This window comes from Pandoraea anhela (assembly GCF_902459655.1).
In the GTDB taxonomy this organism is placed as follows: Bacteria; Pseudomonadota; Gammaproteobacteria; order Burkholderiales; family Burkholderiaceae; genus Pandoraea; species Pandoraea anhela.
Genome location: NZ_CABPSB010000010.1, coordinates 1 through 22,596 on the forward strand (window position 1 = coordinate 1; position 22,596 = coordinate 22,596).

The 22,596-nt window shown below is 65.5% G+C and carries 19 protein-coding genes; 8 read left to right on the top strand and 11 right to left on the bottom strand.

All coding sequences use genetic code 11. The features are described from left to right. The first annotated feature begins 204 nt into the window (after positions 1-204). Entirely contained in the window at positions 205-465 is a 261-nt protein-coding gene (locus PAN31108_RS14655; protein ID WP_150669561.1) for a hypothetical protein, read from the top strand. A gap of 50 nt (positions 466-515) precedes the next feature. Here the strand turns inward: PAN31108_RS14655 and PAN31108_RS14660 are convergent, their stop codons facing one another. The 8 genes from PAN31108_RS14660 to PAN31108_RS14695 all read right to left on the bottom strand — a co-directional run bounded on the left by PAN31108_RS14660 (position 516) and on the right by PAN31108_RS14695 (position 12,083). After that, positions 516-1,715, bottom strand: a complete 1,200-nt coding sequence (locus PAN31108_RS14660) for a CmpA/NrtA family ABC transporter substrate-binding protein (protein ID WP_246183965.1) — start codon at positions 1,713-1,715, stop codon at positions 516-518. Between the two features lie 9 nt (positions 1,716-1,724). After that, the gene (locus tag PAN31108_RS14665; RefSeq protein WP_150669689.1) at positions 1,725-2,300 is read right to left on the bottom strand and encodes an ANTAR domain-containing response regulator; all 576 of its coding nucleotides are present in this window, start codon (positions 2,298-2,300) and stop codon (positions 1,725-1,727) included. A 185-nt stretch (positions 2,301-2,485) separates the two neighbouring features. Further along, positions 2,486-3,277, bottom strand: a complete 792-nt coding sequence (gene cobA / locus PAN31108_RS14670) for a uroporphyrinogen-III C-methyltransferase (RefSeq protein ID WP_150669562.1) — start codon at positions 3,275-3,277, stop codon at positions 2,486-2,488. A gap of 123 nt (positions 3,278-3,400) precedes the next feature. Next, complete coding sequence (locus PAN31108_RS14675; RefSeq protein WP_150669563.1) at positions 3,401-6,148, bottom strand: nitrate reductase; 2,748 nt, start codon at positions 6,146-6,148, stop codon at positions 3,401-3,403. 35 nt (positions 6,149-6,183) lie between these two features. Further along, positions 6,184-6,597: a nitrite reductase small subunit NirD gene (gene nirD, locus PAN31108_RS14680; RefSeq protein WP_150669564.1), complete on the bottom strand. Its 414-nt coding sequence runs from the start codon at positions 6,595-6,597 to the stop codon at positions 6,184-6,186. 9 nt (positions 6,598-6,606) lie between these two features. Further along, positions 6,607-9,078, bottom strand: coding sequence for a nitrite reductase large subunit NirB (gene nirB, locus PAN31108_RS14685; protein WP_150669565.1), 2,472 nt, complete (start codon positions 9,076-9,078; stop codon positions 6,607-6,609). Positions 9,079-9,489: 411 nt separating this feature from the next. Next, complete coding sequence (locus PAN31108_RS14690; protein ID WP_246183966.1) at positions 9,490-10,917, bottom strand: MFS transporter; 1,428 nt, start codon at positions 10,915-10,917, stop codon at positions 9,490-9,492. Next, entirely contained in the window at positions 10,914-12,083 is a 1,170-nt protein-coding gene (locus tag PAN31108_RS14695; RefSeq protein WP_150669566.1) for an acyl-CoA dehydrogenase family protein, read from the bottom strand. The genes PAN31108_RS14690 and PAN31108_RS14695 overlap by 4 nt, the downstream gene beginning before the upstream one ends. A 220-nt stretch (positions 12,084-12,303) precedes the next feature. Between PAN31108_RS14695 and PAN31108_RS14700 the strand changes: the two genes are divergently transcribed. The 5 genes from PAN31108_RS14700 to PAN31108_RS14720 are packed head-to-tail and all read left to right on the top strand — an operon-like array spanning position 12,304 to position 17,508. Beyond that, complete coding sequence (locus PAN31108_RS14700) at positions 12,304-12,777, top strand: MarR family winged helix-turn-helix transcriptional regulator (RefSeq protein ID WP_150669567.1); 474 nt, start codon at positions 12,304-12,306, stop codon at positions 12,775-12,777. Between the two features lie 3 nt (positions 12,778-12,780). Beyond that, complete coding sequence (locus PAN31108_RS14705) at positions 12,781-14,796, top strand: FUSC family protein (protein ID WP_150669568.1); 2,016 nt, start codon at positions 12,781-12,783, stop codon at positions 14,794-14,796. After that, a complete protein-coding gene (locus PAN31108_RS14710) occupies positions 14,793-15,002 on the top strand; it encodes a DUF1656 domain-containing protein (RefSeq protein WP_150669569.1) in 210 nt (69 codons plus the stop codon). Before PAN31108_RS14705 ends, PAN31108_RS14710 begins: the two co-directional genes overlap by 4 nt. Beyond that, entirely contained in the window at positions 14,999-15,967 is a 969-nt protein-coding gene (locus PAN31108_RS14715; RefSeq protein ID WP_150669570.1) for an efflux RND transporter periplasmic adaptor subunit, read from the top strand. The genes PAN31108_RS14710 and PAN31108_RS14715 overlap by 4 nt, the downstream gene beginning before the upstream one ends. A 35-nt stretch (positions 15,968-16,002) precedes the next feature. Further along, positions 16,003-17,508, top strand: coding sequence for an efflux transporter outer membrane subunit (locus tag PAN31108_RS14720; protein ID WP_150669692.1), 1,506 nt, complete (start codon positions 16,003-16,005; stop codon positions 17,506-17,508). Positions 17,509-17,784: 276 nt separating this feature from the next. Here PAN31108_RS14720 and PAN31108_RS14725 read toward each other — a convergent pair whose 3' ends face one another. From PAN31108_RS14725 to PAN31108_RS14735, 3 genes are all read right to left on the bottom strand, one after another. Then, entirely contained in the window at positions 17,785-18,048 is a 264-nt protein-coding gene (locus PAN31108_RS14725; RefSeq protein ID WP_150669571.1) for a DUF4148 domain-containing protein, read from the bottom strand. A 380-nt stretch (positions 18,049-18,428) separates the two neighbouring features. After that, positions 18,429-19,196 (bottom strand): autoinducer binding domain-containing protein, encoded by a 768-nt coding sequence (locus PAN31108_RS14730; RefSeq protein WP_174994994.1) that lies wholly within the window; start codon positions 19,194-19,196, stop codon positions 18,429-18,431. A gap of 147 nt (positions 19,197-19,343) precedes the next feature. Then, the gene (locus PAN31108_RS14735; RefSeq protein WP_150669573.1) at positions 19,344-20,237 is read right to left on the bottom strand and encodes a LysR family transcriptional regulator; all 894 of its coding nucleotides are present in this window, start codon (positions 20,235-20,237) and stop codon (positions 19,344-19,346) included. A gap of 204 nt (positions 20,238-20,441) precedes the next feature. Here PAN31108_RS14735 and PAN31108_RS14740 point away from each other — a divergent pair, with 204 nt between their 5' ends. Both PAN31108_RS14740 and PAN31108_RS14745 read left to right on the top strand, forming a co-directional pair. Continuing rightward, positions 20,442-21,617, top strand: a complete 1,176-nt coding sequence (locus PAN31108_RS14740) for an MFS transporter (RefSeq protein WP_150669574.1) — start codon at positions 20,442-20,444, stop codon at positions 21,615-21,617. A gap of 329 nt (positions 21,618-21,946) precedes the next feature. Then, positions 21,947-22,546 (top strand): nitroreductase family protein, encoded by a 600-nt coding sequence (locus PAN31108_RS14745; protein WP_150669575.1) that lies wholly within the window; start codon positions 21,947-21,949, stop codon positions 22,544-22,546. The last annotated feature ends 50 nt before the right edge of the window (positions 22,547-22,596 follow it).

The window sequence follows — 22,596 nt, forward strand, 5'->3', positions numbered from 1 at the left end:
GGCTGCCACGCCCACCGTCTAGATATTCACGAACTGCACGGCGCTTGAACGCCTCGTCGTACTTCGTCATGCAAAAACCCCCAAGGGTTGGATTTATGTCCAACTCTTGGGGGTCAGTTCACCTTTGTGCGCCGGTTTCCGTTCAGAACCCTAACCGTCTCCAGCCGGGGCGTCTTCACAACGCCCAACCATATACCGACGGCCATGAAAAAGAAGATAGCGTTAGCCGCGTTTCTCGCAGTGCCCGGATCCTTCGCGATCCTCGCCCTCGCCTGCCTGCATCCCGTTCTGCGGCGAGAACTCGCCCGCGCCGCCGGCCTCGAACCTGTCCTGACCAATGTGTCGCGACAGGTCGTGCTGCTCGCCCTCGTCTACCACCTGAACATGCACCACCGCCATCGCGAACGCGCCCTGCGCGCCTGCCTCGCGCGCGGCGGCGCCGATTGCGACGCCTTCGCGCAATAGCCTCGCGAACACGCCGTCACGATACGACGCCCGCTACCGGCCCATCCCAGCTAGCCCGCCGACTTCGCCCGAATCGCAAACCCGTCGACGTACGCCGCCAGATCAGCCGCCCTCGCGGCATTCCATGCATTGCCGTCGCACAACACTTCGCTCGCCGGCGACGACACCACCGGCACCCCCTCCGCCCGCGCCGCGGCCTCGAACAGCGCCGTCTGATTCACCGCCGCCGCCGTGCGTGCCGCCCCGGTAACCGCCTCGTCGCCGACCATCCCCCACCGGCGATACTGCGCGACGAACCACATGCCGTCCGACGGGTGCGGATAATTCACCACGCCTTCGTCGAAGAAACTCACCGGCAGCAACGCATGCCGACCGGACAGACGTCCGAAATCTCCCAGCAACCGCGCAGCAATCAGGTCGCGCGGCGCACCGACCCATGCCGGCTCCGCCAGCCACCCCGCCGCCTCCGCCCGATGCCCCGGCATGTCCAGCCACCGGCAGGCGCTCAGCAGCGTTCGCACCAGCGCCTGCGCCGTCTTCGGGTAGCGCGTGACGAAGTCCCGTCGGCAGGCCAGCACCTTCTCCGGATGATTCGGCCAGATGTCGCTCGACACCGCGACCGTACGCCCCAGCCCCCGGGCCTGCGCCACCGCATGCCACGGCTCGCCGCAGCAAAAGCCGTCCAGTCCGCCCTCCTCCATTGCCGCCACCATGTGCGCCGGTGGAATCACGATACTGGCGATGTCCGCGAGCGGATCGATGCCCTGCGCCGCGAACCAGTAGTTCATGAACATCGCGTGAGTGCCCGTGGGAAACGTCTGCGCGAAAACCGGCCGGCGGCCCAACGACGCCAGCGCAGTACGCAGATCCCCGGTCTCGGTCATCGCGTCCGCCAGCGAGGGCGTCACCGTCACGGCCTGCCCGTTGCGGTTGAGCACCATGAGCACCGCCATGTCCTCGCGCGGACCGCCAATGCCGAGTTGCACGCCGTACACCAGACCATAGAGCGAATGCGCCGCGTCCAGCTCACCCGTGATCAGCTTGTCGCGAATGGCCGCCCACGACGCTTCGCGACTCAACTCCAGCGTGAGTCCATGCTCGTGCCCCAGTTCCAGACGCTTCGCCACGACCAGCGGCGCCGCATCCGAGAGCGCGATGAACCCCACGCGCAAATGACGCTTCTCCGGCCCGGTGTCCGACATACCGTCGGACGATTGCGCGTCGGAAACCAACCTCGATGACGTCGACATGAGCAGTGTCTATCCCAATAATTCGGCAATCGAGACGAGCTGGCGCGCCACTTCGACGAGCTTCTCGCCCTGATCCATCGCCCGTTTGCGCAGAATGGCGTATGCCTCCTGCTCGGAAATCTTGCGCCGGTCCATGAGCAAGCGCTTGGCCCGGTCGATCAGCTTACGGTCGGCCAGTTCGCTCTCGGCCTTCGCCAGCCGGGCACGCAGCTTCTCTTCATGCGCGAAGCGCGCGAGCGCGACTTCGAGAATCGGCGCGAGACGGTCCGCCGCCAGCCCTTCGACGGAGTACGCCGTCACCCCGGCGTCGACAGCGGCACGAATGCGCGACTGATTGCCGTCGGCGGAGAACATCAGCACCGGACGCGGCGCCGCCGCATTCATCACCGCCAATTGTTCCAGCGTGTCGCGTGAGGGTGATTCGGTGTCGATGATGACCACGTCCGGCCGCTCGCTCTCGACCACACGCGGCAACGCCTGCGGCTTGGCGACCTCGGCCAGCATTTCGCAACCCAGACGCGCGAGCGCCGCGCGCAACTCCCCGATCGGCTTGTCCGTATCGGTGACGAGCAGCACGCGCAACATGCCCTGCGCATCCGGCCCGCTCTCGGCAGACGCAGCGCCAGTCATCTTGCGGGAGGGGGCGGCCGGCGGATCGATATCCCCGGCATCCGGTGTTTTCGGCAAGTGTCGTGAGGGCCGACACAGTCGGCCAGTCAGTGAGAAAGAGGAAAAAGGGTATGCGTGCGTCGGTATGACGATACAACGATTCAGGCAGCGCGGGCGATGACGGCCTCTCGGCCCACCTCGGCACCGACCGCCCCGACAGTGGCCTCACAGACCGGCCCTACAGTGGCCTCAGCGACCGCGCCGCCCACGAGCAGAATCGTGGGACTGGCGTAGCCCCCGGCGCGCACGTCCGCCGCCAGCCGTGCGAGCGACGTCACCATGCGACGCTCTTGCGGCGTACCCGCCCACTGAACCGCGCCCGCCGGCGTGGCGGCATCGAGATGCGTCAGCAACGTCGCGCTCAATTCCTCGACCCGGTGCAGCCCCATGTAGATCGCCAGCGTGGTGCCCGTCGCGGCCAGCGCCGCCCAGTTGGGCGCACTGCCGTCCTGCCGGTGCGCAGTCACGAATGTCACCCCCGCGCAGTGATCGCGATGCGTGAGCGACATGCCGAGGCCGGCCGCCGCCGCGAAGGCCGCCGACACCCCGTTGACGATCTCGACCGGCACCCCCGCGCGCCGCAGCGCCGTCATCTCCTCGCCCGCTCGACCGAACATCAGCGCGTCGCCGCCCTTGACCCGCACCACATGCGCGCCGCACTTCGCGAAACGGCACATCATCCGTTGGATAAAAGCCTGCGGCGTCGATCGACAACCGCCGCGCTTGCCTACGGCAATTACGCGCGCGTGCGGGGCAAGCGTGGCGATCTCGGGATTCGCCAGATCGTCGATGAGCAACACATCGGCCTCGCCCAGCACGCGCGCCGCGCGCAACGTCAGCAGATCGAGAGCGCCGGGTCCGGCGCTGAGCAGCGTGACTTTGCCCTGTTTCATGATCGTTCTCCCGTGATTCCTGAATGTTCTCTGCGCTCTCTGCCGTGTCTGCCCTGTCTGCCTTGTCTACCTTCTCTACGATCTCGCCGCCCTCGATGTTTCCGATGTCCCGCCAGCGCTCCCTCATGCGGCACTCGTCGCCATCGACACCCCGACGGCAGCCCCGACCGATGCCCCGGAGGCCCCGGAGGCCGCGCACATGCGCTGCAACTCCGGCACGCAGGAGCCGCAGACCGTGCCGCAACCGAGCTTTGCCTTGAGCTGAGCGACATCGGCGTCGGCACCCATCGTGGCAATCGCCGTGCCGATGCTCGATGCCGTGACCGACCGGCACTGGCAGACGGTCCGGTCGCGCGGCAGCGCCGGGCCGCTATCGGCCACGAACACGGCATGACGGGCCCGCGTCCATGGCGACCCCTCACGCACGCGCGCGAGCAGCGACGTCGAGCCGGTCACATCCGCCTCACTGCCGGCCACCAGCACACCGTCGATCAGCGTGCCGCGCCACGCCACGCGTTTGGTCATCGCGCGGCGCGCGTCGCGATACTCCAGCAACGACGCGTCGCGCGGCAATCCCAGCGCCGTATGCAGACGCTCCAGCCAAGCCGCGTCGGGCTGATCGTCGGCAGCCGTCACGACCACACGGTCATCGCCCTCCAGACGCACCGTCGCGAACCGTCGCTCGGCGAGCAACGGCTGCACCGCCGCATGCAGTTGAAGTGCATTGCCACGGCGCACCGCCGCCACCCGCCACGGCAGCGTCAACGGATCGACGCGCACCGCCGCATGCTTCAACTCGGGCTGCTTCGAATACTTGTCGACAGCGCCCGTCGTGGTGTCGTTCACGCCCCCGCCGCCGAGAAACTGGCCGCTCCAATGCATCGGGACGAACACCGTGCCGGACGCCACGTCCTCGCTCATCGTCAGCATCAACACCCGCTCGCCACGACGACTCGACAGCCGCACGAAGTCCCCCGCGCGCAGGTTGCGACGCGCAGCATCCGCCGGATGCATCGTCAGCGCCGGCTCCGGCGCATGCTCGAACAACTGGCCCACCCGACCAGTGCGGCTCATACCGTGCCACTGGTCCCGCAAACGCCCGGTGATAAGGCGCAGCGGATGACGCGCATTGATCGGCTCGGCGACCGGCCGATACTCGAACGCGTGGAATCTCGCGCGTCCATCGGCCGTCGCGAATACGCCGTCTTCGTAGCGGCGCGCCACGCCGTGCGCAGCCCCCGCAGGGAACGGCCACTGCTGCGGCCCGCGCGCGGCCAGCAGGGGGTAATCGATGCCGCCGATGTCCAGATCGCGACCGACGGTCAGCGAGCGATGCTCGTCGAAGATCGTCTCGATGGACGAGAACACAAACGGCTGCGGCGACACGCCGAGCCTCGGCGCGAGCCGCCGCGCCACTTCGCTCGCGATCCACCAGTCGGCCCGGGCATTGCCCGGCGCAGGGACTGCCGCGCGCACGCGGGAAATCCGGCGCTCCGAGTTCGTGACGGTACCGGCCTTCTCGCCCCAACTGGTGGCGGGCAGCAGTACGTCGGCATACGGCACGGTGTCCGTCTGATGGAACGCTTCCTGCACGACGACGAATTCCGCCGTCGCCAGCGCCTCGCGAACCCGCGCGCTATCCGGCATCGAATGGACCGGGTTGGTGCACGCGATCCAGATCGCCTTGATGCGCCCGTCGCGAACGGCGTCGAACATCTCCACCGCAGGCAGCCCCGGCCTGTCCGACAGGTCCTGCACGCCCCAGAGCCGCTCGACCTCGGCCCGATGCGCCGCGTTGCCGATATCGCGATGCGCCGCGAGCATGGTGGCCAGACCGCCGACTTCACGCCCGCCCATCGCGTTGGGTTGCCCCGTGAGCGAGAACGGTCCGGCGCCGGGGCGTCCGATCTGTCGCGTCGCCAGATGCAGATGGATGAGCGCGAGGTTCTTCTCCGTGCCGTGGCTCGACTGATTCAACCCCATGCAATAGAGCGACAGCGCCGCCGGGCTTTCGCCGAACCAGTCTGCCGCCTGACGCAGCGCCGACTCGTCGATGCCGCAAATATCCGCGACGAGTTGCGGCGGATACGCCCGCAGCACCTGCTTGAGCGCATCGAACCCTTCGGTATGCGCGTCGATGTAACGACGGTCGATGCGCCCTTCCCAGATGAGGTGATGCAACATGCCGTGAAACAACGCGACGTCGGTGCCGGGCACGATCGGCAGATGCAGATCGGCCATCGCCGCCGTATCGGTGCGACGTGGATCGACCACGATCCAGCGAATCGACGGATCGGCCGCCTTCGCGGCTTCCAGGCGTCGAAACAGCACCGGATGCGCATACGCCATGTTGCTGCCGGCGAAGATCACCGTGCGGGCGGCTTCGAGATCGTCGTAACACGTGGGCGGACCGTCTGCGCCGAGCGCCATCTTGTACGCGCTCACGGCGCTGGACATGCACAGGCGCGAGTTCGTATCGATGTTGTTGGTGCGCACCAGCCCTTTGGCCAGCTTGTTGAAAACGTAGTAGTCCTCGGTCAGCAACTGCCCGGAGACGTAGAACGCCACGGCGTCCGGGCCGTGACGGTCGATGACCTCGGCAAAGCGCGACGCCACCGTTTCAAGCGCGGCGTCCCACGTGGCAGGCGCACGTGCGGCCTCGCGAGAGGTGCGCATCTCGGGCATCAGCACGCGTCCGGCGAGCGACTGCGCGGTGAGCGGCAGCGTCATGCCCTTGCTGCACAGCCGCCCGTAGTTCGCCGGGTGCGCCGGGTCGCCCTGCACACCGACGATGCGCTCGCCGTCGCTCTCGACGAGCATGCCGCAACCGACACCGCAGTAGCAGCAGGTGGTTTGCGTAATGGTTGTCATGGGGGGCTCCGACGATCGTTCAGGTCGCGGGGCGCTCAGGCCACCGCCGCGGCGCTCACGTCGCCCGCCTGGCCAGGGTCAGCGCTCACTGCCTCGTCGAACGACAGGTACACCTCGCCTGCGTCGATCCGCACCGGGAAACGTTGTGCGCAGCCCACGTCCGGCGCGCAGGCCTCGCCCGTGTTCAGATCGATGTTCCAGGCATGCAGCGGACACGTCACTTTCTCGCCGTGCACAATCCCTTGCGACAGCGCGCCGCCCTTGTGCGGGCATTTGTCGCGCAAGGCGAAGACGGTGTCGCTCTCGGTGCGAAACAGTGCGATGTCGCCGCCCGGATGGGTCAGCACGCGCGTGCCCAGACGCGGAATGGCGTTCACGTCGCATACATGCAGCCAGATCGGCCCGGATCGAAGCGATGATCGAAGCGATTCTTGAAGCGATTGCGTCATGACATTCCCTCAGGCGGTCGTGGTTTCGGTGGACACGGCGTCGGCTGGCGCGCCGGCAACCGTCAGCGGACGATACTCGTTGGCCTGTGCCCCGTTGATGCGCGCCTGCCACGGGTCGGGCAGCCCGTCGAGCGAGAACAGCAACCGCTCGTACAGCGCACGACGATTGGCCGCATCGTTCACCACGCGCTGCTTGACGTAATCGAGGCCCACGCGGTCGAGGTAGTGCACCGTGCGGTCGAGGTAATAGGCTTCTTCGCGATACAACTGGAGGAACGCGCCCGTGTACTCCTTGACCTCGTCGGCGGTCTTCACCTTGACGAGGAACTGCGCGACTTCGGTCTTGATGCCGCCGTTACCGCCCACATACAGCTCCCACCCCGAGTCGACGGCGATCACGCCCACGTCCTTGATCCCGGCCTCGGCGCAGTTGCGCGGGCATCCCGACACTGCAAGCTTCACCTTGTGCGGCGACCACATGTTCGCGAGCATCGTCTCCAGATCGATGCCCATCTGGGTGCTGTTCTGCGTGCCGAAGCGGCAGAACTCGCTGCCCACGCACGTCTTCACCGTGCGGATCGATTTACCGTACGCGTGCCCCGACGGCATGCCCAGATCGCGCCAGACGTTCACCAGATCGTCCTTCTTCACGCCGAGCAAGTCGATACGCTGACCGCCCGTGACCTTGACCATCGGTATCTGATACTTGTCGGCCACGTCGGCAATGCGGCGCAACTCGCTCGCATTCGTCACGCCGCCCTTCATCTGCGGAATGACGGAGAAGGTGTTGTCCTTCTGGATGTTGGCATGCACGCGTTCGTTGACGAAGCGGCTTTGCGGATCGTCCACCGCTTCTTTCGGCCACGTGCTGAGCATGTAGTAGTTCAGTGCCGGACGACACGTCGCGCAGCCATTGGGCGTTCGCCATTCGAGGAAATCGAAGGCGGCGCGGTGCGTGGTGAGACGATGCTCGCGCACGGCGCGGCGCACGTCCGCATGCGACAGATCGGTGCAACCGCACACGGCCTTTTGCTTCGGTGTGGCGTCGTATGTCGTGCCGAGCGTGCTCATCAGAATCTGCTCGCACAACCCGGCGCAGGAACCGCACGAACTGGCGGCCTTGGTGTGCTTCTTCACTTCGTCGAGCGTGAACAGGCCCTTCTCGGTGATCGCCTTGACGATGGTGCCCTTGCACACGCCGTTGCAACCACACACTTCGTCGCTGTCCGCCATGGCGGAGGCGCGGCTCTGGCCTTGCGTGCCGACGTCGCCCACGCTCGTCTCACCGAACATGATGGTGCTGCGCAGCTCGCCCAGTGCGCGCCCTTCGCGCAGCAGTTTGAAGTACCACGCACCGTCGGTCGTGTCGCCGTACAAGCACGCGCCGACGAGCTTGTCGTCGCGAATCACGAGCTTCTTGTAGACGCCGCTCGCCGGATCCGACAGCACGATTTCCTCGGTACCTTCGCCGCCGAGAAAATCGCCGGCCGAGAACAGATCGATGCCCGTGACCTTGAGCTTCGTCGAGAGCACCGAGCCGCGATAGCTGCCGATGCCCATGAGCGCGAGGTGGTTGGCGCAAACCTTGGCCTGCTCGAACAGCGGGGCGACGAGACCATACGCCACACCGCGATGGCTCACACACTCGCCGACGGCGTAGATGCGCGGGTCGTAGGTTTGCAGCGTGTCCGACACCACGATGCCGCGTAGGCAGTGCAGCCCGGCGGCTTCGGCCAGCGCCGTGTTCGGACGGATACCGGCGGCCATCACCACGAGGTCCCCCGCGATTTCATCGCCGTTGGCGAACTTCACGGCGCGCACGCAGCCATGCGCATCACCGAGAATTTCCGACGTCTGGTGCGAGAGGCGGAACGCGAGACCGCGCGCTTCGAGCGACTGTTGCAGCAGCCTGCCGGCGGTGCTGTCGAGCTGACGTTCGAGCAGCGTGTCGGCAAGATGTACGACAGTGACGTCCATGCCGCGCAACTTCAGGCCGTTGGCCGCTTCCAGTCCAAGCAGCCCACCGCCGATCACGACCGCATGACGCTTCACGCGCGCCGTATCGATCATGATCTGCGTGTCGCGAATGTCCCGGTAGCTGATGACGCCGTCGAGATCCTTGCCGGGCACGGGCAGGATGAACGGGCTGGAGCCGGTGGCGATCAGCAGGCGGTCGTACGGCGCTTCGGTGCCGTCGGCACAGCGCACGAGGCGACGCGGCCGGTCGATCTGCGTGACTTCCTTGCCCAGATGCAGCGTGATGCCCTTGTCCGCATACCAGTCGAGCGGATTGAGCACGATGTCCGTGAACGACTGCTCGCCAGCGAGCACCGGCGAGAGCAGGATGCGGTTGTAGTTCGGATGCGGCTCTGCGCCGAACACGGTGATGTCGTACTGATCCGGTGCGATCTCGAGCAGCTCTTCGAGCGTGCGGATGCCCGCCATGCCATTGCCGATGACGACCAGACGAGGTTTGCCCATGTTGTCTTCTCCTGTTGCCGCGCGTTGCAGCGCCGAAATACAACTTCGAAGCACCGCTCCGAAGCGCAGCCCCGAAAAACAAAACGGCGTCCGTCCGTGCCGAAGCACAGAGGGACGCCGTTGTCCTGTGGGTACGTCGCAGGCTGTCCCGCCCGACGCCGCACCTGAATTCATTGCCGGCGACGCCTTTGCCGCTGGCGTTATGGCTAACGCAACAAGCGTGCCAGGGAACGCGGGATTACCGGCAAAGCGTTGCCGGACAAGGAGAAGATGTGAAGTTGTCTATGGGAAGCTTCCGATTCTTGCGCACCATCTGCTGCACCGCACCAGTGCACGGCAGGGTGCGCCCGCCCCGCGCGCACCATCATGATGCTTGCCTGCGGTGCGTCAGCCCCTCGGAAGCCGCTCACCTCATCGTGACGAGAATGGCGCGTGCCCGCTCACCTGCGCGCCGGCGTCGGCCGGCAAGCGAGCGCCGTCGAGCAGGGCGAGCAGCGCGATACCGGCCATGACGACGAACGTCCAGCGAAAGCTCGCCGTACTGAACGGCGTCGCCCCGGCGACTTCGGTGATCTTGAGCACGAGTGCGCCGAGTGCGATGCCCATGCCGGTCGTCATTTGCTGGAGTGCCGAGGACAACGTGCTGGCCCCGCTCATGTCGGCCGGCGGCACGTCGGCATAGGCCAGCGTCGCCAGCGTGGTGAACTGCACCGAACGGCAGATGCCACCGAAGAGCAATACCAGCGCGATGATCCACAGCGGCGTGGTTGCCGAGAGCATCGCGCACAGGGCAAAGCCGACGGCGACGAGACCTCCGTTGCCCAGCAACACGCGACGGAAACCGAAGCGTCGCATGATCGGCGTGGTCGCCGGTTTGATGCCGAGGTTGCCCGCGAACAGCGCGAGCATCAGCAGACCGGACGTCACCGCGCTCATGCCGAACGCCAGTTGAAACATCAGCGGCAGGAGAAACGGCGCGCTGCCGATGGCGATGCGAAACATCGAACCGCCCCACACCGTCACGGCGAAGGTCTGCACACGCATCGCGCCGAGATGGATGAGCGGATGCGGCGTACGCGCGAAATGGCGAATCGCCCAAGCCATCGCCAGACCGCCAATGCCCAGACAACCGATCACGGTCGGCCAGTCCGCTGGCGTGCGGCTCGCGAGTTCGACGCCGAACATCAGCAGGCTGGCCCCGACGCCACTTGCGACGAATCCCGCCAGATCGAACGGCTTGCGCTGTCCCGGTGACGGCTTCACCAGCCATAGCGCTGCCACGAACGCCGCGATGCCCAGCGGCACGTTGATCAGAAAGATCCAGTGCCAACGCCACGTCGACGAGATAAAGCCGCCAAGCGCGGGACCGAGCACCGGTGCGGCGAGCCCGGGCCAGGTGATCGTCGCGATGGCGCGCACGAGGGCCGGCTTCGGCGTGCTGCGCAGCACGACCAGGCGCCCGACAGGCACCATCATCGCGCCGGCGAGCCCTTGCAACACACGGCACACGGTGAACATGTCGAGGCTCGTGCTCATCGCGCACAACACCGACGCCAGCGTGAACAGCGCAATCGCCGCCGGAAACACGCGACGCGGCCCCAGCCGGTCCGCCAGCCAGCCGCTCGCCGGAATGAACGCGGCAAGCGCGACCAGATAGGCCGACAGGCCGATCGATAGCTCAGAGGGTGCCACACCGAAGTCGCACGCCATCGCGGGCATCGACGTCGTGATGATGGTCGCGTCGAGGTTCTCCATGAAGAATGTCGACGCAACGAGCAATGGCAACGCCATTTGCGACGCCATTTGCGACGCTTTCTGCGCGGAAGTCTGCACGTTCATTCGCCCTGCATCAGGGCGCGTCCGATGATGAGTTGCTGGATTTGCGTGGTGCCTTCGTACAGTCGCAGCAGGCGCACGTCGCGATAAAAGCGCTCGACCTTGTACTCGTTGATGTAGCCCGCCCCGCCGTGCACCTGCACGCCGCGATCGGCCACCCGCCCGACCATCTCGGTGCAGAACAGCTTGGCGCACGATGCTCGCGTGCTGACGTCGGCGTCGCGCGTCCCGGCGGGTTTGGCGTCGTAGCGCACCGCACAGTCCTGCACCATCGACCATCCGGCATAGAGTTCGGCCTGACTGTCGGCGAGCATCGCCTGCACCAGTTGGAAGTCGCCGATGCGCTGACCGAACTGCCTGCGCTCGCGCGCGTAAGCCACCGACTCGTCGAGGATACGCTGCGCCATGCCGCACGCGAGCGCCGCGACGTGCAGGCGGCCCCGGTCGAGCACTTTCATGGCCGTCTTGAAACCCTTGCCCGCTACGCCGCCGATGAGGTTCGCGGCCGGCACCCGCGCCCCTTGCAGCACGACGTCGCAGGTCTTGGTGCCGCGCTGGCCCATTTTCCTGTCCGGCTTGCCGAGCGACAGACCCGGCGTGTCGGCAGGCACGATGAACGCCGAGATGCCGCCCGCGCCCTCTGCGCCGGTGCGTGCCATCAGCGTGAAGGCGCCAGCGCGCGGCGCGTTGGTGATGAAACGCTTCACGCCGTCGATCACATAGGTGTCGCCGTCCTGCACTGCGCGCGTCTTGAGCGCGGCAGGATCCGATCCGGCATCCGGCTCGGTCAGCGCAAACGACATGATCAGCTCGCCGCTCGCCACGCGCGGCAGAAGATCGCGCTTCTGGGCATCGGTGCCGTCCATCAGGATGCCCTGCGAGCCGATGCCCACGTTCGTGCCGAAGACCGAGCGAAACGCCAGCGACGTCTGACCGAACTCGTACGCCACACGCACTTCCTGCGCCATCGACAGACCGATACCGCCGAATTCCTCGGGAATCGAGAGCCCGAACAGCCCCATTTCCTTCATTTCGTCGACGATGGCGCCCGGCACGTCGTCCTGCGCCTCGACCTCGTTCTCGGCGGGCATCAGCCGCTCGCGGATGAAACGTTGCACCGCCGCGAGCAGCAACGCGAACGATTCGCTATCCAGTCCCTTCGATGTCATTGGGCGTCCTTTGAAATATGTCGTAATACATGCGTGCCGGTCGGCGCGCTCGGCGAATGCCGCCATGAGTGCCGCTATCTTACCCGGGCGAATCGTCGGGAGGCACGCCCCGTGTGCCTGCGCAAGCGATGCCGACACCAACCTTCCTATGATTGCCACGCCTGGCGCAACAGGCTATTAACTAGCAACCTAATTATTAGTTAACATATAATCTTTCGCCATGACCTCCCTTGAATCGCTCCGCTTCGTCTTCACCAGCCATCTGTTGCTGGCAGGCAAACAGTGGCGTCAGCTATCGCAGGGCGCGATCGTCGAATACGGCATTTCCGCGGCGAGCGCCGGCCCGTTGCTGTTCATCCGCCGTCTCGGCCAGGGTGTGCGTCAGGTCGAGCTTGCCGAGTATGTCGGGCTCGAAGGCGCGTCGCTCGTGCGCCTGCTCGATCAGTTGTGCGCCGCCGGTCTGGTCGTGCGCGAAGTCGACGCCAGCGACCGGCGCGCCAACGCGCTGCGGCTGACCGAGGCCGGCGAAACGCTCGCCGGGAAGCTCGAACACGAACTCAGCCAGCTGCGCGCCAAGGTATTCGCGAACCTCCCCCGAGAAGACTTCGAGGCGGTGCTGCGTGTATTCGAAACACTCAACCGCGCGGCCGACCCCGACGGGTCCATCCCCGCGATGGCGCTCCCCAAGCAGTAAATCGTGCTTACCTGGCCATCGTCACGCGACTGGATTTTTTCGATCAAGGCGTTCGTCGCCTCGATGCTGGCGCTCTACATCGCGCTCGCGCTGGGCCTGCCACGTCCCTACTGGGCCATGGCCACGGTCTACATCGTCTCGCACCCGCTCACCGGCGCCACACGCTCCAAGGCGCTGTATCGCGTACTCGGCACACTGCTGGGGGCGGCGGCGTCCATTGCGTTCGTGCCCGCGCTGGTCGATACACCGGAATGGCTGATGGCCGCCGTCGGCCTGTGGACCGGCACGTTGCTCTATATCTCGTTGTTGCATCGCACGCCGCGCAGCTACGTCTTCCTGCTCGCGTCGTACACGCTGCCGCTGATCGCGCTGCCGGCCGTGAACACGCCGTCCGGCATTTTCGACATCGCCGTCGCCCGGGCCGAGGAGATCATTCTCGGGATCGTCTGCGCGAGTGTCGTCGGTGCGGTGATCCTGCCGACCAGCGTCGCCAGGGTGCTGCACGACCGCTCCACACGCTGGCTCACGGACGCGGCGCGCTGGACCACCGACATGCTCTCGGCAGACCCCGAGGGCAAAGCGACGCGTCATATGAGCCGCCACCGCATGGCGGCGGACATTCTGGCCCTGGACCAACTGATCAGCCAGTTGTCTTATGACGCCGACACGTCCGAGCGCGTGCGCGACGCGCAGGAGTTGCGCGGGCGCATGACGATGATGATGCCGGTACTCTCGACGGTCGCCTCGCTCGTGCGCACGTTGCGACTGCATCCGAAGGGCGCACCGCAAGCGCTCGAAGCCAGGATGGCCGAGGTGGTCGCGTGGCTGCGGCGCGGCGCGCCGTCGCCGGCGCCGGCGCATCTGCTCAGTCCGCCGCCGTCCGCCGGCGAAGCCGCCGACTGGTACGGCGCACTCGTCGCCGCGACCGAAGACCGTCTTCGCTCGCTCGTGCAGTTGTGGCAGGACTGTGCCTCGCTGCAACGCCGCTTCAGTCGGCAAGACAACGCCGACGCCGCCCACACCACCGACTGGATACCCGCCTTCCCCTACTGGGAACTGGGCGGCGCACGCCACTACGACCACGGCCTGCTGCTGTTCTCGACGATCTCCGCCGCCCTGTGCACGTTTCTTATGGGCATGGCATGGATCTACACGGGGTGGAACGACGGCGCCGCCGCCGTCTCGCTCGGGGCGGTCGCGTGCTGCTTCTTCGCGGCCATGGACGAACCCGCGCCGTTCATCCGCTCGTTCTTCTGGGCAACAGCCGTGTGCGTGGCGTTCGCTGCCGTCTACGTTTTCTTCATGCTGACCAACGCCCACGACTTCGGTCTGCTCGTCGCACTCTTTGCCGTGCCGTATCTGCTGCTCGGCACGTTCATCCCCCAGCCGCGCTTTACGATGGTGGCGATGCTCGTAGCGGTCAATACCGCGAGCTTCGTGGGCATTCAGGGCGGCTACAGCGCCGACTTCCCGGCGTTCTTCAACAGCAATATCGCCGGTCTGGCCGGCGTGCTGTTCGCGCTGCTCTGGACGTTGCAGACACGTCCGTTCGGCACGCGCGTGGCCATGCGCCGCCTGATTCATTCAAGCTGGCGCGACATCGCGAAGAACGCCGTGGGCCGCTCCGTGAGCGAGCACAACCGCCTGCGGTCACGTCTGCTCGACCGGCTCGGGCAACTCGTGCCGCGTCTGGCGGCAAGCGAGAGCGAGACCTCGAGCGACGGCTTCACCGAAGTGCGCGTCGAACTCTCGGCGCTCGCCTTGCAGCGCGAATTGCCGCATCTGAATCCCTCGCAGCGCAGTGCCGTCGAAGCCGCGCTCACCGACGTGGCGCGCTTCTACCAGTCGCGACTCGACGAACAGGTGAGCCGCCCGGACACCTCGCTGCAAGACAAATTGCTGGGCGCAGTGCGCTCGTTGGTTGCCCACAGCGATCAGGCGTCGCGCAGTGCGCGCGCCTCGCTCATGGATATCCACGTGGCGCTCTTCCCCGCCACCACTACCGGGAGCGCCCGATGAGCGGCGAAATCGACATCTACGGCGTATTCGTGCCGACGCTGCTGGCCCTGATGGTCGTGGCGTTCGTGCTGACGGGCGCATTGCGTTTCGTACTCGCGCGCATGGGCTTTTACCGGCTCGTGTGGCACCGTTCGTTATTCAACCTTGCTGTGTATATCATCGCGCTGGGCGGCGTTGTCGCCATCGCGCGCGCCTGTCAACCATGAAACTGAAACTTCGCTCCCTCGGTCCCGTCGTCCTGACGCTTGCCGTCTCTTGCGTCGCGATCTTCGTGCTGCTGCATCTGTGGGATTACTACACCGTCGCTCCGTGGACGCGCGACGGCCGCATTCGCGCCGATATCGTACAAGTCGCCCCCGACGTCTCCGGTCTCATCACCGATGTCGAAGTGAAGGACAACCAGCAAGTGCATCGCGGCGATCTGCTGTTCGTGATCGATCGCGACCGCTACACGCTCGCCTTGCAGCAAGCCGAAGCCACGGCCGCCGCGCAGCGCGCCACGCTGGCGCAGGCCCGCCGCGAGAACGCACGCAATCGTCAGTTGACGGAGGTCGTGGCCAGGGAAGTCGTGGAGGCCGGTCAGGCCAGGGTCGAAGCCGGCGAGGCTGCTGTGGCGCAGGCCGACGCCGCCGTGCGCATCGCCACGCTCAACCTCGAACGCACCCGTGTGCTCGCGCCCGCCGACGGCTATCTCAACGACCGCCTGCCGCGCGTGGGTGACTATGTCAGCACCGGGCGTCCGGTGCTCTCGATGGTCGATGCCGACTCGCTGCACGTCGAAGGCTATTTTGAAGAAACCAAGATGCACGGCATCCACATCGGCGACAAAGTCGACATTCGACTCATGGGCGAGCATCAGGTACTGCACGGCCATGTGCAGAGCATCGTCGCCGGGATCGAGGATCGCGACCGCACCAGCGGCGCATCGATGCTGCCGAACATCAATCCGACGTTCAATTGGGTACGCCTCGCCCAACGCATTCCGGTGCGCATCGCGCTCGACGATGTGCCCAAGGACATGCGTCTCGTCGCCGGGCGCACCGCAACCGTCACCATCGTGGAAGGCCAAGGCACGTCGGCCACGCCCGCGACGCACAACGGCGCGACGACCACGTTTGCGTCCGCCTCCCGACCGGGTACGCCGGCGGCACAAGCGAGGGCTCGCCAGTGAGGTCCTGGAAAGCGCGTTTCCACGCGATGGGCGCGATGGGTGCCATGGCCGCAGCGGCTGCGCTCGTCGCCGGCTGCACGACGGTCGGCCCGGACTATCGCCTGCCAGAGCATTCCGCGATGCGCTCGCCCGAGGCGAACGGCGCGCTTGCCGATGCCTCGTTACGTGCCACGCACGCCGTCTCCATCGAAGCGGTGCCGCACGACTGGTGGCAGCTCTATGACGACCCGCAACTCGACGCGCTCGTCAAAGAAACGCTCGCCGCCAACACGAATGTGCGCGTGGCGCTGGCGAATTTGCAGCGCGCGGTGGCGACATATCAGGAAGTGAAGTCGGAGAACCTGCCGCAGGGTGGCGTGCAAGCCGAGGCGCTACGCGCCCAGATCTCCGGCGAGAGTCTGCTCAAGGAAGAGAAGCTGCCGGTGGTGAACCTCGCCGTCGCCACGCTCGGCATCTCCTATCAGATCGATTTCTTCGGCAAACTCGCGCGGGCGGACGAAGCCGCAATGGCCGCCGCCGAAGCCAGTCAGGCCGCGCTCGACGTGACCCGCGTGAGCGTGGCGGCGCAAACCGTGCGCGCCTACGTCCAAGGCTGTGCCGCCAACCATGAATACGACATTGCCAACGAGCAACTGAAGTTGCAGGAACGCAGCGTCTCCATTACCCGCAAACTCGTTGACGCCGGCCGCGATCAGCCGACCGATCTGCTGCGCGCTCAGGCGCAGGCCGACACCCTGCGCGCCGCCTTGCCGCACTTCCAGGCGCAGCACGACGCCGCGACGTATCGCCTGGCCGTGATGCTCGGTAAGGTGCCCGGCACGCTCGACGCGCGCGTGACCCAATGCCGACGCATTCCGCAACTCACACAAGCGCTGCCGGTCGGCGACGGCACGGCGTTGCTCAAGCGTCGCCCCGACGTGCGTCAGGCCGAACGCGAACTCGCGTCGGCCACCGCCAGGATCGGCGTGGCCACGGCAGACCTCTATCCGTCGATCCGCTTCGGCGCGTCGATCGGCGCGAACGGTGTGCTGGAACACTTCGGACAGGGCCGCACGGAGCAGTGGACCGTCGGCCCGATGATCACGTGGTCGCTGCCGACCAACGGCGTGCGCGCGCACATCAAGGGGATGGAAGCCGGCGCCGACGCCGCGCTGGCGCATTTCGACGGCGTTGTGCTGAGGGCGGTGGAAGAAGCCAGAACGTCGCTCTCGGCGTATACGCGTGAATTGCAGCGCGACGACGCCCTGCGCGACGCCCGCGACAGGTCGCGCGCCGCCGCCGAGCAGAACCACAAGCTCTACGAGGCCGGTCGCGCACCGTACCTCACGAGTCTCGACGCCGAGCGCACGCACGCCAGCGCCGAAGCCGCGCTGGCGGCGTCGCAGACGCAAGTCGCGATGGATCAGATCAACCTGTTCCTCGCCTTAGGTGGCGGCTGGCAATCGAGCGTGGCGAGGGACACCGCCTCGCTGGCCGCATCGCATGGCACCGGCGACACCGCTCGGACCGGCCCAACCGGCCAAACCGGCGCCACGCATTGAAACGACAAGCGTAGGGGCGACACCGCGTCGTCGTGAAACGTGGTCGTGACGTGGAGCCCTCAGAAACACACAAGCCCCGTCGGGAACGCATCCTCGCGCGGGGCTGTGGCAGGTGACACGCGGCGGTGTCGTGCAACGATTCGTGCGGCGGGGCGGGCCGTCTTCGCATCGCAGGTGAATCGAATGCGGATCTAATGCGGATCGGATGCGGCTGAGATGCCAGTCGATGACTGCGTTGACATTGGCTTCCTCGGTCTGCCGGCCGACCCTGCGGTCTTAGTTGGCCATCGGGGCTTGCGGCGCGGCACTGCGCTGAGCGGCTTCGATTTCCGCCGTGCGCTTTTGCAGTTGCACCGACTGCGCCAAGGTGTACGGAAAGTTGAATTCCGTCACCGGCGAGAGGCCAAGCTCGCGCGCAGCTTGCAGTTCGGCACGCACATGCTCACGGGTCACACCGACAGACTGATCGGCAGCCATCGCCGAGCCGGCGGCAACCGTGAGGCTCACCAGCGCCACGGCAGTCAGCAGGTTCTTTTTCATGGAAAACTCCTTTTATCGTTCGTATCTGACTCATCGAAGCGAAAACCGCTAACCAATCAGTTTTCGTCATGAGTAAATTATAGTTTTCCCCTAGCAATGAACCAGCCGCAAAGCGACAACACACTGTTTCGGAAAAAGTGTGAAATCCGTCGAATTCGCGGTCAGAATGTCTCGAAGATGGCGGAAAGTTGTCGTGAAACAGACGACGCGACAATTGTGAAATAACGCACCTCTCTCGAAGCGCAAGTCATTTCATCCTGTGAAAACCAGAAGTAAAAGTTCAGAGAAAAAGCAGGCGCTAACGAAAAAAACGGCGAGCGAATCCCGCACGTGAGCGCTGGAAAAAAGCGCTCACGAGAAAGATATGAATTACGGAAAATTCAGGGGGAAATCAAACCGGTGCTGATCGCCGCAGCAATTGCCTGATGGCGGTTGACGGCACCAAGCTTGCGTTTGGCGTTATTGATATGAAAAGTCACGGTGTGTTCCGATATCTTCAGAATCAATCCGATCTCCCATGCCGTTTTACCACGCGCCGCCCACAGCAGACTTTCAATCTCGCGCGGACTGAGCTTGCCATTGCTGCGACTCGCCACCCATTGCATATCGAGTTGCTGAATCGCCTGATGAAAGTACAACGCCGTCAGATAGATTTCACCCACCATACGCGATTCGAGTTCGACCGATTCTTCCGGTGACTTTGCCGTTGCGGCACTGAAAATCGCGCGCTCGCCGGCGGCGCCGTAGATCGGGATCGATACGCCGCAGCCAAGGCCGTGAGCGCGCGCGTCGGCAAAGATCGGATGCGGCCGCCTCTGCGTCAGAAACGTGCGCCAGAGAATCGGCAGCGGCGACAGATTCGCAGCGACGAGCACCGGATCGACTTCCGCATAGCCCGCACTCTGATAACGCTCGATCCACGCCGGTGGAAATGTCGTGAAGATATGGCGACTAGGCATTCCCTGGGCGGAAATGAGCTGATCGTCCATCTGAAACGCGGCGGCCTCTCGTTCGCGACGCGGCAATAACGGGGCATAGAACAATGCGTCGTATTCCAGCGTTTGCGTCAGTTTCTGAAACTCGGCGTCCAGCGCCTCGACCGACCGGGCGCCAAGCAGCCCCTCATATCGATAAAGATTGTGATGCATTGCGAATTGCACGTTCTCAATAATTGCCGGTGGATTGCCGATATTCGCGCATTGTAGTCTGAGCCTTGCGTTTTGCGGGGAGTAATTTTGCCCAATAAAACAACTCTGCCATTTCGCGTGGAGTGCGAATGATTTTCGCATCGAATTTCACACCGCGCAGCCCAATGCCTCCAATGCCGACAAGACTTTTCGCAATCCCGGCGTGAGCGGTTTATCCTGGCGCACCACGATCGCAAGCGTTCTCGTTAACGCCGGTGTCAGCGTGGATATACGCAATCCGCGTCTGTGATGAACCGCATTGACCGACATGCGCGGCACAATGCTGTAGCCCAATCCCGCCGCGACCATTTCCTTGATGGCCTCGATGCTGCCCAGCGCCATTCCCGGCCGCACACGAAGCCCCGCCTGCAAGAACCACTCATCAATCAGCAACCGCGTGCTGCTGCCGGATTCGAAAGCGACCATCGGCGCTGCGGCAAGCGCATGCGGCGTGACCTCTTGCGCCCATTCGCGATCGCTTGCCGGGGCAATGGCAACGAACTCGTCGCGCAGCACGGGGGTGATTTGCAGGCTGCGCCCGGTCGCGGGCAGGGTCACGAGGCCAATGTCGAGCCGGTTCTCGGTCACCGCCGTGACGACATCGTCGGTATTGCCGGTACTCACGCGGATATCGAGCATTGGATGACGTTTGCGCATAGCGCGCAGCATCGGAGGCAGCAAATGAATGCACGCCGTTGCGCCCGTGCCGATAGCGACCTCGCCCGCCACGCCGCGTGCATGGCTCGACAGCGCCTGCATGGCGTCTTCGACGGCGACGTCGATACGGCGCGCGTGTTCCAGCAGGGTCACGCCCGCCGAGGTCGGCTTCAGGCGCTTGCCGACCCGCTCGATGAGCCGGACGTTCAGGCGCTGTTCCAACTGGCGAACCTGAAGGCTCACGGCGGGTTGCGACAGATCGAGACGTGCGGCGGCCGCAGAGAAGCTGCCGGCGTCGATCACCTCCGAAAACGTGCGAAGCTGGTCCAGATTCAGACGGCGCATCTCAAAGTTTTCCTTATGAACCGAATAAGATGCCAAGACTTTACCAAGAGATGCCGCTGGCGCACCATGCCGGTAACGGACGGATGCCGGCTGGCAGATTCGGCAGATTCGTCGAATTCGCCCGATTGGCGACATTCGCCACGGGTCCGGCCTCCGCCACCGTCATTCACGCATCCATCATCGCGCTACCGCCCGCTCCGCGTTATGCCCATCGTTCTCAGGCTCGGTCTTGCACAACTCATCAACTGGGGAGTGAACTTCTATCTGCCGGGCGCCTTTGCCTGGCGCATTGCCCGCGATACGGGCTGGGCGCAGACGTGGGTGTACGCGGGGCCGTCGCTCGCCATGCTGGTGATGGCGGCCGTCTCGCCGCTGTCCGGCCGCTGGCTCGAACGTCTGGGCGGACGCCGCGTCATGTGCGCGGGCACGCTCGTGTGCGTCGTCGGCTGCGTCGTGCTGGCCACCGCCACCACACTGACGCAGTTCTACGCCGCGTGGTGCCTGCTCGGCATCGGCATGCGGCTCTGCCTGTACGACGCCGCCTTCGCCACGCTCGCCGTGCTCTATGGCGCCAACGCCCGGCGTCCGATGACGCAGATCACGCTGATCGGCGGGCTGGCGACGACCGTTTTCTGGCCGCTGGGCAACTGGCTTGGCGATGGCTGGGGGTGGCGCACAGGCGTGTTCGTCTACAGCGCCATCGGGCTCGTCGCCTGGGCGCTGCTACGCAGTCTGCCACCCACACCGCCCCGCATGCCGGCGACAGGCGATGCAGGCGGTTCTCGTGCCTCGTTGCCATGGACACCCGCGCTGCTCTACGGCGCGATCATGGCGCTGGTCTCGGTCCTGTCATCGGGACTGGCGGCACACCTCACGTCGCTGCTGAGCACGCGCGGGCTGCCCGTCGGGCTCGCCGCCACGTGGGGCCTCGGACAAGTCTGTGCGCGGATGCTGGAATGGCTTCAGCCCCGGCAGGCGAGCGCCGTCAAACTCAACGTCGTGGTCGGTTGCGGCCTGCCGGTCTGCTTTGCGTTGGGGCTGGCGGGCATGTCGTCGCCGCTCGCGGCCGGCGTCTTCATCTTCTTTTACGGGGCGCTCAACGGGCTGGCGACGCTGCTGCGCGCCAGCCTCCCGCTCGAACTCTTTGCGCGCGATGCCTATGCCCGGGCGCTGGGCACATTGCTCGCCCCGGCGTTCGCCGTCTCGGCGGTGGCGCCCTGGGGATACGCCTTCGCCCGGGAACACTGGGGCGACGATGCGATCCTCTGGGTGTCGCTCGTCATCGGCCTGCTGATCGCAGCCTCGGCGCTATCGCTGCGGCGGCTGGCGCCGCACGCGCCTGCTCCGCTAACGCTCGAAGACACGCGATCCGCGTCTTGACCGTCGCGCCGAGATACCGCCGCGCGCCCCACACACCGCCCCGACGTCCGCTCCCCTGCCATTGCAGCATCGTCATGTCGGACGCGCGCCGCGCCGGTGACGCCCTCTCCCGTGACGCCCTCGCCATTAGCAACCGGCAAGAAAATCCGCATTTCCTGTCAGGGGTTCTCGACGCAGGATAATCGCGCCCCGTTATATGCACGTGCGGCGATATTGGTTGGGATCGGGCAATGCGTGCACTATCGTTGAAATCCGCTCAGGCTTGCCTGCCCCCGACATGTCGGCTTAGCGCCGACGTGAAGCCATATTTTTGCCGACGAAACATTCGCATGACCGATCTCAATACCCGTCAAGCCGACCATCCGATCGACCCCCAATTCGTGGCCCGCTGGTCGCCGCGCGTGTTCAAGGATGAACCGATTCCCGAAGCGACCCTGCTGTCGTTCCTCGAAGCGGCCCGCTGGGCCCCCTCGGCGTATAACGCACAACCCTGGCGCTTCGTCTATGCGCGCCGTGGCACGCCGCACTGGGAGCCGTTCGTCGGCTTTCTCAACGAATTCAACCAGCGCTGGGCCAGGCACGCCGCCGCGCTCGTGCTGGTGATCTCGAAGTCGACGTTCACGCCACCGGGCAGCGACAAGGAAGTGCCCGCACCGACGCATAGCTTCGACGCCGGTTCGGCATGGGCTTACCTTGCGTTGCAAGCCTCGCTCTCGGGCTGGGCGACGCACGGTATGGCCGGCATCGAACACGACAGGATCCGCAACGCGCTCGACCTGTCGCCGGAATACAAGATCGAAGCCGCCATCGCGATCGGCCGCCCGGGTGGCGACTTGAGCGCGCTGCCCGAAGGGCTGCGCGCTCGCGAACTACCGAGCCAGCGCGAGCCGCTGGCGAAGATCGCCTCGGAAGGCCGTTTCGCATTCTGACGCTCGCGCATCACGGCTTCACGCGGCGCCGCCGCATGAAAAACCCCCGC

Coding starts and splice junctions, on each gene's coding strand:
- PAN31108_RS14700 (WP_150669567.1), top strand. CDS start 12,304: ATGACCTCCCTTGAATCGCTCCGCTTCGTCTTCACCAGCCATCTGTTG.
- PAN31108_RS14730 (WP_174994994.1), bottom strand. CDS start 19,196: ATGCATCACAATCTTTATCGATATGAGGGGCTGCTTGGCGCCCGGTCG.
- PAN31108_RS14735 (WP_150669573.1), bottom strand. CDS start 20,237: ATGCGCCGTCTGAATCTGGACCAGCTTCGCACGTTTTCGGAGGTGATC.
- PAN31108_RS14710 (WP_150669569.1), top strand. CDS start 14,793: ATGAGCGGCGAAATCGACATCTACGGCGTATTCGTGCCGACGCTGCTG.
- PAN31108_RS14665 (WP_150669689.1), bottom strand. CDS start 2,300: ATGTTGCGCGTGCTGCTCGTCACCGATACGGACAAGCCGATCGGGGAG.
- PAN31108_RS14745 (WP_150669575.1), top strand. CDS start 21,947: ATGACCGATCTCAATACCCGTCAAGCCGACCATCCGATCGACCCCCAA.
- nirD (WP_150669564.1), bottom strand. CDS start 6,597: ATGACGCAATCGCTTCAAGAATCGCTTCGATCATCGCTTCGATCCGGG.
- PAN31108_RS14740 (WP_150669574.1), top strand. CDS start 20,442: ATGCCCATCGTTCTCAGGCTCGGTCTTGCACAACTCATCAACTGGGGA.
- PAN31108_RS14660 (WP_246183965.1), bottom strand. CDS start 1,715: ATGTCGACGTCATCGAGGTTGGTTTCCGACGCGCAATCGTCCGACGGT.
- PAN31108_RS14655 (WP_150669561.1), top strand. CDS start 205: ATGAAAAAGAAGATAGCGTTAGCCGCGTTTCTCGCAGTGCCCGGATCC.
- PAN31108_RS14725 (WP_150669571.1), bottom strand. CDS start 18,048: ATGAAAAAGAACCTGCTGACTGCCGTGGCGCTGGTGAGCCTCACGGTT.
- PAN31108_RS14690 (WP_246183966.1), bottom strand. CDS start 10,917: ATGAACGTGCAGACTTCCGCGCAGAAAGCGTCGCAAATGGCGTCGCAA.
- cobA (WP_150669562.1), bottom strand. CDS start 3,277: ATGAAACAGGGCAAAGTCACGCTGCTCAGCGCCGGACCCGGCGCTCTC.
- PAN31108_RS14695 (WP_150669566.1), bottom strand. CDS start 12,083: ATGACATCGAAGGGACTGGATAGCGAATCGTTCGCGTTGCTGCTCGCG.
- PAN31108_RS14720 (WP_150669692.1), top strand. CDS start 16,003: ATGGGTGCCATGGCCGCAGCGGCTGCGCTCGTCGCCGGCTGCACGACG.
- nirB (WP_150669565.1), bottom strand. CDS start 9,078: ATGGGCAAACCTCGTCTGGTCGTCATCGGCAATGGCATGGCGGGCATC.
- PAN31108_RS14675 (WP_150669563.1), bottom strand. CDS start 6,148: ATGACAACCATTACGCAAACCACCTGCTGCTACTGCGGTGTCGGTTGC.
- PAN31108_RS14715 (WP_150669570.1), top strand. CDS start 14,999: ATGAAACTGAAACTTCGCTCCCTCGGTCCCGTCGTCCTGACGCTTGCC.